An 11,355-nucleotide genomic window follows, 5' to 3' on the forward strand; every position below is an offset into this window, starting at 1 on the left:
GCGATGCGAATTGCCATCGTTGGCGCCGGCATCGCCGGCCTGGGTGCGGCTTACCTGCTCGGACGCAAACATGAGGTGGTGGTCTACGAGGCCGAGCAGCGCCTCGGCGGCCACACCCACACCCACGCAATCGATCTCGCTGGCGAGAAGCACGCGGTCGACACCGGTTTCATCGTGTTCAACCCGGACCACTACCCGCTGCTGACCCGGCTGTTCGGCGAACTCGGGGTGGAGTCGCAGCCCACCATCATGAGCTTTGCGGTCAAGAACGAGATCACCGGGCTCGAATACAACGCGACCAATCCCGAGCGCCTGTTCTGCCAGCGGCGCAACCTGTTGCGCCCGCGCTTCTGGGGCATGGTGCGCGACATCCTGCGCTTCTACCGCGAGGCGCCCGCGCTGCTGGCCGATCCGGCCCCGGGCCCGACCATCGGCGAGTACCTCTACCGCGGCGGCTACGGGGCGCTGTTCATCGAGGACCACCTGCTGCCGATGGCCTCGGCACTGTGGTCCTCGCCCACCGAAACGGTGATGGACTTCCCGGCGAAGTACCTGGTGCAGTTCATGGCCAACCACCAGATGCTGGATCCGGGCACGCGCAAGCCCTGGCGCGTGGTGCGCGGCGGCTCGTCGCGCTACCTCGACAAGCTGATGCCGGCGATCCGCGCCGAGTTCCGTCGCGGCGCGCCGGTGCGCAGCGTTCATCGCGACGGGGACGGCGTGACCCTGCGGGTGGATGGCGACTTGAGTCGCTTCGACCAGGTGGTGCTGGCCTGCCACGCCGACCAGGCGCTGGCCATGCTCGGCGATGCCAGCGCGGCCGAGACCGAGGTGCTGGGCGCGATGCGTTTCCAGCGCAACGACACCGTGCTGCACACCGACACCAGCCTGTTGCCGCGCAACCGGCGCGCCTGGGCGGCCTGGAACGCGCTGCGACTGAAACCGGATCCACGCCATCCGGCGGCGCACGCCTGCACCGTCAGCTATTCGATGAATCTGCTGCAGGGGCTGGCGACGGATACCCAGTTCATCGTCACGCTCAACGCCACCCAGCGCATCGACCCGGCGAAGATCCTGGCGCGCATGGACTACGCGCACCCGCTGTACTCGCACGCCTCGGTCGCGGCGCAGGCGCGCTGGGCCGAGATCAGCGGCGCGCGCCGCACCTGGTATGCCGGCGCCTACTGGGGCTGGGGCTTCCACGAGGACGGATTGCGCAGCGGCGTGCGCGTGGCGCAGGCGCTCGGTTGCGAATGGACCTGAGATGAGCCTGGCCAGCGCGCTGTACCTCGGCCATGTGCGCCACCGCCGCAGCCGCCCGCACGCGCACGCCTTCCGCTATCGCATCGCGCAGCTGTATGTGGACCTGGACGAACTGCCGCAGATCGTGGCCGGGCGCTGGCTGTGGTCGCTGGAGCGGCGCAATCTCGCGTCATTTCATCGCGCCGACTACCACGGCGATCCGGCGATCCCGCTCAAGCAGGCGGTGCTGGACACCGTCGAACGCGCCACCGGCGCGCGGCCAGGCGGCGCGGTGCGCATGCTGGCCCACTGGCGTTACTTCGGCTACTGCTTCAACCCGGTCAGTTTCTACTACTGCTTCGACGCGGCCGGCGCGCTGCACAGCATCGTCGCCGAGATCACCAACACTCCCTGGGGCGAGCGTCACGCCTATGTGCTGCCGCTCGCCGCGGCCAGCCACCATGGCACCGGCGGGCGCGTGCATGCGTGGGCCTTCGACAAATCCTTCCACGTCTCGCCCTTCCTGCCGATGGAGCTGCGCTACGACTGGCGCTTCGAGGAACCGGGCGAGCACCTGCGCGTGCACATGGACGTCGCCGATGGACAGGGTTCGATCTTCGATGCGACCCTGGTGCTCGAGCGTCGGCCCATCGATGGCGCCGCCCTCACACAGTTTCTGCTGAACTATCCTGCGATCACCGCGCAGGTGGCGCTGAAGATTTACTGGAACGCCCTGCTGATCCGGCTCAAACGCAATCCCTTCCACGACCACCCGCAGACCTCCAAGGCCGACCGTCGATGACCGAGCACACCCTGGCTGCCGACCGCACGCCCACCCCGACGACGCTGGCGGAGATCAGCGGACCCTTCTTCAAGCGCCGCCTGCTGGCGCAGCTGACGCGCCTGCGCCATGGCCACCTGACGCTGGTCGACGGCAGCGAGCGCTACGATTTCGGCAATGTGGGGCGCGACGATGGCCCGCGCGCGACGGTGCGCATCGAAGATGCGGACGTCTACCGCCAGATGGCGCTCGGCGGCAGCGTGGGCACCGCCGAGGCCTACATGGACGGCGCCTGGAACTGCGAGGACCTGACTGCGCTGGTGCGCATCATGGTGCGCAACCGCGAGGTGCTGGACGGCATGGAAGGCGGGCTGGCGCGCCTCGCCACCAGCGCGCTGCGGCTGTGGCACAGCCGCCGGCGCAACACCAAGAGCGGCAGCCGTCGCAACATCGCCGCGCATTACGATCTCGGCAACGATTTCTTCCAGCTCTTCCTCGACGAATCGCTGATGTACTCGAGCGCGATCTACGTCGATCCCGCCGAATCGCTGGAAACCGCGCAGCGGCGGCGGCTGGAGCGAATCTGCACCAAGCTGGACCTCAGGCCCGGGCAGCGGGTGGTCGAGATCGGCACCGGCTGGGGTGGGTTCGCGATCCACGCCGCGCGCGAGCACGGCGTGCACGTCACCACCACCACGATCTCGCAGCGCCAGTACGAACTGGCCCGCGAGCGCGTGGCGCGCGCCGGCCTGAGCGACCGCGTGACCCTGCTGCTGGAGGACTACCGCGACCTCAAGGGTCGCTACGACAAGCTGGTCTCGATCGAGATGATCGAGGCGATCGGCCACCAGTACCTCGACACCTACTTCGGCAAGGTGTCGTCGCTGCTGGAAAGCCACGGCGCGGCGCTGATCCAGGCGATCACCATCGAGGACCATCGCTACCAGCGCGCGCTGACGGACATCGATTTCATCAAGCGCTATATCTTCCCAGGCAGTTTCATCCCGTCGAACGCGGCGATGCTGGGCGCGGTCGCCCGCAGCAGCGATTTGCGCCTGACCCATCTGGAAGACATCGGTCCGAGCTATGCCCTGACCCTGCGCGCCTGGCGCGAGCGCTTCATGGCGGCGCTGCCGCAGGTACGCACGCAGGGCTACAGCGAGGCCTTCATCCGCATGTGGCAGTTCTACCTCAGCTACTGCGAGGGCGGCTTCCTCGAGCGCTCGATCGGCGATGTGCACCTGCTGCTGCAGAAGCCCGGGAACCGCCGGCCGCAATTCCTGCCCGACCTCGCGCCGGCCGTCTGATCCCGATGAATATCCTTCTGAACCTGGTGCTGTTCCAGCTGGGCTGGGTCGCCACGGTCGCCGGTGCCGGGAGCGGCATGTGGTGGGCGGGCCCGCTGTCGCTGCTGGTGCTGGCGACGGTGACTTTCCGCCTGAGCCCCTGGCCGCGCACGGACCTCGCGCTGGTTTGCAGCGCCTGCCTGATCGGGCTGGTCATCGACAGCGCCTACATCCAGCTCGGCCTGATGCGCTTCGCCGAACCAGTGCCATTCATGGACCTGGCGCCGATCTGGATCCTCGGCATGTGGATGAGCTTCGCGCTGACGCTGAATCACTCGATGCGCATGTTCAAGCGCCATCTGCTCGCAGCCAGCGTGTTCGGGCTGGTTGGCGGGCCGCTGGCCTACTACGTTGCCGCGCGCAATTTCCAGGCGGTCGAGATGCTCGCCTCGCCCTGGGCGGTCTACGGCACCATCGCAGTGGTCTGGGGCGTGGTGACGCCGCTGCTGCTGGCCATGGCCAACCGCTGGCTTCCGTCCTTCGACCCGGCGGCGCGCCAGTCATGACCGAACTGGTCGCACCGCTGTTGTCCGTGTGGGCGGGTTCCGCCGTCGTGATGACCATGGTCTGGTGGCTGCAGGTGCGCACCCGGAATGCGGGCTATGTCGACGTCGCCTGGGCCGCCCTGCTGGCTTTTTCCGCGCTCTACTACGGGGTGATCGCCGACGGCGCACTGCTGCCCCGGGTGCTGGTGGCGGTGCTCGCCGCCACCTGGGGCTTCCGCCTGTCGCTGCACCTGCTGCACCGCGTGATCAGCGAGAAGGAGGACGGCCGCTACGCCCACCTGCGCGAGCACTGGAACGGCCACCAGGGCAAGTTCTTTGCCTTCTTCCAGGCGCAGGCGCTGGCCGTCGCGCTGTTCTCGTTGCCGTTCCTGGTCGCGGCGAACAACCCGGTCGCCACCCTGACCCCATGGATCGTCGTCGGCGTGCTGGTCTGGCTGTTCAGCCTGGCCGGGGAATCCATCGCCGACCTGCAGCTCGCGCGTTGGCGCGCGGACCCGCGCAACCGCGGACGCACCTGCCGCGCTGGCCTCTGGCGCTATTCCCGGCATCCGAACTACTTCTTCGAATGGACCCACTGGTTCGCCTACGTCGTCCTCGCCATCGGCGCGCCGCACGCCTGGGCAGCACTCATCGGCCCGGCCCTGATGCTCACCAGCCTGCTGTGGGTGTCCGGCATCCCCTTCGTCGAAGCCCAGTCCCTGCGCTCGCGCGGCGACGATTACCGCGAGTACCAGCGGACCACCTCGATGCTGGTGCCGTGGGGGCCGAAGAAGCGGTAAAAAGTAAAAGGTAAAAAGTGAAAGGAGAGCGGCCGCTCGCTTCACTTTTCACTTTTCACTCACTTCGGACTCCTTTCACCTCACCTTTCACTCCACGAGCTCCCCATGTCCCTCATCAACTCTGCGAACGCGGCCTGATCCCCGACCCTCTCACCCGCATCGGCATCCGGCGGCTGTGTGCGCAGCGGCTGCGCGATGAATACGCCGGCGACTGGTATGCGCGGTTCGCCGAGCGCATCGATGGACTGCGGACCAGTCCGATCGCGATCGAGACCCGCGCGGCGAACGAGCAGCATTACGAGCTGCCGCCGCCCTTCTTCCTGCGTTGCCTGGGCAAGCGGCTCAAGTATTCGTCCTGCTTCTACCAGACCGGCCGCGAGACGCTGGACGTCGCCGAGGAGGCGATGCTGTCGCTGTACAACCTGCGCGCGGAACTGATCGACGGGCAGGAGATCCTGGAACTCGGCTGCGGCTGGGGCTCGCTGACGCTGTGGATGGCCGAGCACTTCCCGAACGCGCGGATCACCGCGGTGTCCAATTCCGCGCCGCAGCGCGAGTTCATCGAGGCGCGCTGCCGCGAGCGCGGATTCGGCAACGTGCGGGTGATCACCTGCGACGTCAACCAGCTCAAGCTCGACCCCAACACCTACGACCGCTGCGTCTCGATCGAGATGTTCGAGCACATGCGCAACTACGAAGTGCTGCTCGGGCGCATCGCCTCGTGGCTGAAGCCGGGCGGCAAGCTGTTCGTGCACATCTTCGTGCATCGCGAAGTGATGTACCCCTTCGAAACCGAGGGCGAAGACAACTGGATGGGCCGCTACTTCTTCACCGGCGGCCTGATGCCGGCGGCGGACACGCTGCTGTATTTCCAGAAGGACCTGCGGCTGGAAGAGCAATGGCGGGTCAACGGCCGGCATTACCAGCAGACCAGCGAACACTGGCTCAACAACACCGACACCCACAAGGCCGAGATCCTCGATCTGTTCCGCGCCACCTACGGCGCCGACCAGGCCGCCGTCTGGCTGCAGCGCTGGCGCATCTTCTACCTCGCCTGCGCCGAATTGTTCGGCTACGCGGGCGGCGAACAGTGGATGGTGGGGCACTACCGCTTCGTCCGGCGCGGGGGGGGGGGGGGGGGGGGGGGGGGGGGGGGGGGGGGGGGGGGTGCCGTGCTCGGCGTCGCGCCGAGGCGAGCCGGGGGCCGGGGCGGCCCCGCCCCCGGCGCCCCCCCCCCCCCCCCCGCCCCCCCCCCCGGCCCGGCCGGCCGCCCCGGGCCGCCGGCCCCCCCGGGGGGCCCCCCGCGGGCCCCGGCGGGCGGCCCCCGCGGCGGCCGGCCCCCCCCCCCGGCCCCCCCCACCGGTCGATGAACTGAAGACATCCATCCGCCAGGGGCGGCCGCAGCGCCGGCGGGGGTGTCGGGGGGGTGCCCGGGGGGGGGGGCCCGGCCGGGGGGCCACGCCCGGGGGCCCCCGGGGCCCGGCGGGCCCCCCGGGGGGGGGGGGGGGGCGGCCCGGGTTCCGGGGCCCGGCGGGGGGGGGGGTTTCGCCCCCCGCCAGGGGGGCGCGACGGCGGGGGGGGGCCCGGGGTCCCGGCCGGGGGCCCCGGGCGGGGGGGGGGGGGAAAGGGCCTCGCCAAGGGGGGGGGGGGGGCCGCACGGGGGGGGGGGGGGGGGGCCCGGGGGGGTCCCGGCGGCGGGGGGCCGGGGGGGGGCGGGGGTGTGGGGGCCCGGCGCCCTCGCCGGCGGGGGAGACCTCGGGGCCCGGCGGGGGCCCCCGGGGGGGCCCCCCCGGGCGGGGTCCGCGGGGGCGGGGGGGCGGGGGCGGCCGGCGGGCCCCCCCCCGGGGCGTCCCCCCCCGCGCCTTCGGGGGGGGCCGGCGGGTTGGGGGTGGGGGGGGGGGAGGGGGGGGGGGCGGCGGCGCGGCCGGCCCCCGGGCCCGGGGGGGGGCCCACGGGGGGGGGGGGGGGGGGGGGGGGGGGGGGGGAGGGGGGGGGGGGGGGGGTGCGCTGGGGGGGGGCGGGGGGGGGGCCGGGGGGGGGCCCGGCGGGGAACGGGGGGGGCCGGGGGGGGGGGGGCCTCCCGGCCCCCAAGACCGGGGGGGGGGGGGGGCCCGCCCCCGCCCACGGGGCCCGGGGGGGCCGTCCCCCGGGGGGGGGGGGGAAACCGGCCCCCCGGGGCCCCGCGCGGGGGGGGAACCGGCGGCCCCCGGGGGGGGGGGGGGCTTCGGGGGGGGGGGGCCCCGGGGGCGGGGGGGGGGGGGGCGCGGCCCCCCCCTCCCGGGGGGGGGGGGGGGGGGGGGGGGGGGGGCGGCCCCCCGGGGGGAAGGGGCGGGGGCGGCCCCCGCCGGGGGGGGCCCCTGCCCCGGGGGGGGGGGGCTACAGGGGGGCGCGGGGGGGGGGGCCGGGGGGGGGGCGGGGGGGGGGGGGCTCCCCGGGGGCGGGGGCGGGGGGGGGGGCCTCCCGGGGTTCGGCGGAGGCCGGGCCCCCCGGGGGGCCTTGCGGGTTCCTCCCCCGGGGGGGGGGGGGGGGGGGGGGGGGGGGGGGGGGGGGGGGGGGGGGGGGGGGGGGCGGGGGCCCCCGGGGGGGGGGGGGCGTGGGGCGGGGGGTGGGGGGGGGGGGGGGGGGGCGGGGCCGGGGGGGGCGGGAACAGGGGGGGGGGGCGGCGCCCCGGGGGGTTTTCGGCCCCCCCGGGGGGGGGGCGGGATAGAGGGGGGCGGGGGGGACCCCAGCCCCCAAAACCCCCCCGCGCAAAAACGAAAGAAGAGCCCGCCCCCCCAACCACGGCCGCCCCCCCCCCCCGCCCGCCAAGACCCCCGCGGCGCCCCCCCCCCCCCCCCCCCCCCCCCCCACCCCCCTTTTTTTTTTTTTTTTCCCCCTGGCCCCAACAAAAAAAAAACCCCGCCCGGGGCGGCACCCCCCCCCCCCCCGCCGGCCCGCGCCCCCAGAAGAAAAAAAAAAAAAAGAACAACCCGCCCCTTCCGGGGGGCAAAACGCTTTTTTTCCGCGCCCCCCCCCCAGGCGCCCCCCGGTTGCCGGGGGGGCCCCCCCCCCCCCCCGGCCGCCCCCCACCGGCCGCGGGGCCGCGCCGCCCCCCCCCCCCACCCCGCCCCACAACAAAACCCCCCCGCCCCCCGGCGCGAGGCGGGGCGGGGCCGCCCCCCCCCCCGCCCCCCGCCGCGGCGGGCGCCGGCGCGGCCCCTCCCGCCGCGCCCCCCTCCCCCCCCCCCCCCCCCCCCCCCCCCGGCCGGCGGCGTGGGGGGGCCGCGCGCGCGCCCCCCCCCTTCCCCCCCCCGCCCCGGGGCGCGGGGCGGGGGGCGCGGCCAACAACGCCGAGGGGGGGCCCCCCAAACCAAAAGGAAGGGTTTTTTGGTGTGGTGTTGTGGTTTTTCCCGGGGGGGGGGGGGGGGGGGGGGGGGGCCCGCCGGTTTTTTTTTTTTTTTGGCTTGCTTTTCCCCCCCCCCATTCCCCCCGCCAACAGATGCCACAAAAGGGGTTTTTTAGGCTACGGCCGGTGGCCGCTCCCTTTTTTTAGGGGGGGCGTGGGGCGGGCCGCGCCCCCCGCCGCCGGGGGGGGCGCCGGCGGGGTCCCCACCCGCCCCGCCTCAGGGGGGGGCGGGCGCGGCCCGCCGCCCCTTTTCTTTTCTCTCCCGCCCCGCGGGGGGGAAAACGGCGCCCGGGGGCAAACACCGCCCCCGCCCCCCCCCCCGCCGCCGCGCCCCTCCCCCCCGGGGCGGCCCCCCCCCCCCCCCCCCAAGCGCAGCGCGCCCGGCCCGCCCCCCCCCCAACCCCCGCCCGCCGCCCCCCCCGCCCCCCCCCCCCCCCCCCCCCGCCCCCCCCGCCCCACCCCCCCCCGGCGGGGCCCCCCGGGGGCCCCCCCCCCCCCCCCCCCCCGGGGGGCCGCGGCCCCGCCCCCCCCTCCCCCCCCGCCGCCCCCCCCCCCCCCCCCCAACGCCACAACCCCGCGGGCCGCGCCCCGCGGGGGCCCCCCCCCCCCCCCGCCGGCCCCCCCCCCCCCCCCCCCCCCGACCCAACAAAAAAAAGGCGCGCCCCCCACCCCCCCCCCCCGCGCGCCACCCCCCCCCGGGCCCCCTCCCGCCCTTTCCCCCACCCCCCGCCCCCCGGGCCACCGCCCCCCCCCCCCCACACGAGGCCCCCCCGCCCCGCGCCCCCCCCCCCCCGGGCCCCCCCCCCCCCGCGCCGCCGCGCCCCCCCCCCCCCCCCCCAACCCCCCCCCCCCCCGCGCGGGGCGGCGCCCCCCCCTTGCTTTCCCCGCGCGCGCCCGGCCCCCCCCCCCCCCCCCACCAAAAAGACGGCCCTCACCCCCGCCAGGGCGCCCCCCCCCGCGGCGGCCCCCCCCCCCCCGCCGCCGCGCCCAACAAAACGACAAAAAGGCAACACCCCTACTCCTGCCGCCCCGGCGCCCCCCCCCCGCGCGCCCTCCCCCCCCCCCCCCCCCCCGCCACCCAAACACCAACCACGCCCCCCCCCCGCGCCCCCCCACAACCCCCCCCCCCCCCCCCCCCCCCCACCCCCGCGCGGCCGCCCCCCCCCCCCCCCCCCCCCGCACGACGAGCGGCGCGCCCCTTCCTACCGGCGCCCCGCACAAACCCCCCCGCGGGGCACCCCCGCGCCCCGCGCCGCGCGCCGCCCCCCCCCCCCCCCCCCCCCCCCCCCCCCCCCCCGCCCCCCCCGCCAACAACAACAACAACCGCGGCGCCCCCGCCCCCCCGCCCCCCCCCGCCCCGCGCCCCCGGCCCGCGCGCCCCCCTTTCCCCCCCCCCCCGCGCGGCAGGCGCGCCCCCCCCTTTCCCCGCCGGCGCCGCCCCCCCCCCCCCCGCCGCCCCCCCCCCCCGCCCCGGGGCCGGCGCCGCCGCCCTTCCCCCCCCCCCCCCCCCCAACCCACGCCCCCCCGGCCCCCCCCCCACAGTTCCCCCGCCCGCGCCGGCCGGCCCCCCCCCCGCCCGCCCCCCCCCCCCCCCCGACCCCAACCCACCCCCGCGCCGCGGCCCGCGGCGCCACCCCCCCCCCCGCGCCGCCCGCCCCGCCGGCCGGCCCGCGGGCCCCCCCCGCGCGCCCCTCCCCCCCCGCCGGCGGCGCCCGCCCGCCTTCCCCCCCGCGACGCGGCCCTCCCGCCCGCGGCCGCCCGCGCCCCCCGCCCCGGCCGCGCCCCCCCCCTCCCCCCCCCCTCCCGCGCGCCCGCGCCCCCCCCCCCGCCCCCCCCCCCCCCCCCCCCCCCGCCCGTGCCCGACAAGGGCGGCTTCCGCCCCCGCCCGGCCCCCCCCCCCCCCCCCCGCGGGGGGCCGGCCGCGCGCGCGCCGCCCGCCGCGGCCCCCGCGCCCCCCCCCCCCCCCGCGCCCCCGCCCACCCCCCCCACCCCCCCCCCCGCCCCCCCCCCCCCCCCCCCCCCCCCCCCCCCCCCCCCCCCCCCCCCCCCCCCCCCCCCCCCCCCCCCCCCCCCCCCCCCCCGCCCCCCCCCCCCACCCCCCCCCCCCTCCCCCCCCCCCCCCCCCGCCCCCGCGCCCTCCCCCCCCGCCGCCCGCCCGGGCGTTCCCGCCGCCCCACCCCCGGCGCGTTTCCCGCGGCGCCCGGGGGCGCCCCCCCCCCCCCCCAAAGCCAACGCCCGGCGGCCCCCGCGCCCCCCCCCCCCCCCCCCCCCCCCCAAACCCCCCCCCCCCCCCCCCCCCCCCCCCCCCCCCCCCCCCCCCCCCCGCCGCGCCCCCCCCCCGCCGCGCCCGCGCCGCCGCCGCCGGCGCCCGCCCCCCCAGCGGCGCCCCCCCCGCGCGCGGCGCCAACAACCCCCCCCCCCCCCCCCCCCCCCCCCCCCCCCTTCCCCCGCCGCCGTCCCCCCCCCCCCCGCCGCCGCCCCCACCCCCCCCCACAGAACCCGCCCCGGCGGCGCTCCCAACCCCCCCCCCCCCCCCCCCCCCCCGAAGGAGGGGGCGGGGGCGCGGCGCCCGCCGCGCCGCCCCCCCCCGCCCCACCCCGCCCCGCCCGCGGCGCGCCGCCCCGGGGCCGGGGGGGGCTTCCCTTCCAACCCGCCCGGCCCCCCCCCCGCGGCCGCCGCCCCTTTTTTTTTTTCCCCCCCCGCGGCGCCCCGCGGCCGCCGCCCCCGGCCCCCCCGCCCCCCCCACCGCGCCGCGCCCCCCCCCCCCCCCCCCCCCCCCCCCCCCAACAAGGGCGGCCCGGGGGGCCGGCCAGAGGCGGCCCCACCCCCCGCCGCCCCCCCCCGACCGGCGCGCCCGCGGGGGGCCCCGCCGCAGGGGGGGCGCCGCCACACCCCCCCGCGGGGGCCGGCGACACCGCCGCGCCGCGGCCGCGCGCGGCCCCCCCCCCGCCGGTTCCCTTTCCCCCCCAAAGGGGGGCCCCCGCGGCCGCCCCACCCCGCCGCCCCCCCCCCCGCCCGCCCCCCACCCAACCCCCCCCCCCCAACGACGCGGGCGTTCTTTCCCGCCGCCCCCCCCCCCCCCCCCCCCCCCCCAACAACAAGAAGGCCAGCCCCCCCCGCCCCCCCCCCCCCCCCCAACCCCCGCGCCCCCGCCCCCCGCCTCCCCCACCCCCCCGCGCGCCCCGCCCCGCCGCCCCCACCGCCCACGGAAGGGGGCCGGCCGCGGCGCGCCACACAAAACAGCGCCGGCGCACGCCCCCCCCCCCGAAGGAAAGCCGCCGCGCCCCCGCCGCGCCGCGGCCGCGGCCCCCCCGCC

Annotated in this window: 5 protein-coding genes and 1 pseudogene; all 6 read left to right on the forward strand. The window is 78.3% G+C overall.

The window, feature by feature from the left end:
* Positions 1-3 precede the first annotated feature (3 nt).
* Positions 4-1,263, forward strand: coding sequence for an FAD-dependent oxidoreductase (locus tag IPK27_22040; GenBank protein MBK8070189.1), 1,260 nt, complete (start codon positions 4-6; stop codon positions 1,261-1,263).
* A 1-nt stretch (position 1,264) separates the two neighbouring features.
* Entirely contained in the window at positions 1,265-2,044 is a 780-nt protein-coding gene (locus IPK27_22045) for a DUF1365 domain-containing protein (protein ID MBK8070190.1), read from the forward strand.
* Positions 2,041-3,330: a class I SAM-dependent methyltransferase gene (locus IPK27_22050; GenBank protein MBK8070191.1), complete on the forward strand. Its 1,290-nt coding sequence runs from the start codon at positions 2,041-2,043 to the stop codon at positions 3,328-3,330. Before IPK27_22045 ends, IPK27_22050 begins: the two co-directional genes overlap by 4 nt.
* 5 nt (positions 3,331-3,335) lie before the next feature.
* The gene (locus IPK27_22055; protein MBK8070192.1) at positions 3,336-3,875 is read left to right on the forward strand and encodes a DUF2878 domain-containing protein; all 540 of its coding nucleotides are present in this window, start codon (positions 3,336-3,338) and stop codon (positions 3,873-3,875) included.
* Complete coding sequence (locus IPK27_22060; GenBank protein ID MBK8070193.1) at positions 3,872-4,654, forward strand: DUF1295 domain-containing protein; 783 nt, start codon at positions 3,872-3,874, stop codon at positions 4,652-4,654. Before IPK27_22055 ends, IPK27_22060 begins: the two co-directional genes overlap by 4 nt.
* A gap of 17 nt (positions 4,655-4,671) precedes the next feature.
* Positions 4,672-5,778 (forward strand): annotated as a pseudogene (locus IPK27_22065) (class I SAM-dependent methyltransferase).
* Positions 5,779-11,355: the final 5,577 nt, after the last annotated feature.

It is taken from the genome of Rhodanobacteraceae bacterium (genome assembly GCA_016713135.1).
In the GTDB taxonomy this organism is placed as follows: domain Bacteria; phylum Pseudomonadota; class Gammaproteobacteria; order Xanthomonadales; family SZUA-5; genus JADKFD01.

Coding starts and splice junctions, on each gene's coding strand:
- IPK27_22050 (MBK8070191.1), top strand. CDS start 2,041: ATGACCGAGCACACCCTGGCTGCCGACCGCACGCCCACCCCGACGACG.
- IPK27_22040 (MBK8070189.1), top strand. CDS start 4: ATGCGAATTGCCATCGTTGGCGCCGGCATCGCCGGCCTGGGTGCGGCT.
- IPK27_22055 (MBK8070192.1), top strand. CDS start 3,336: ATGAATATCCTTCTGAACCTGGTGCTGTTCCAGCTGGGCTGGGTCGCC.
- IPK27_22060 (MBK8070193.1), top strand. CDS start 3,872: ATGACCGAACTGGTCGCACCGCTGTTGTCCGTGTGGGCGGGTTCCGCC.
- IPK27_22045 (MBK8070190.1), top strand. CDS start 1,265: ATGAGCCTGGCCAGCGCGCTGTACCTCGGCCATGTGCGCCACCGCCGC.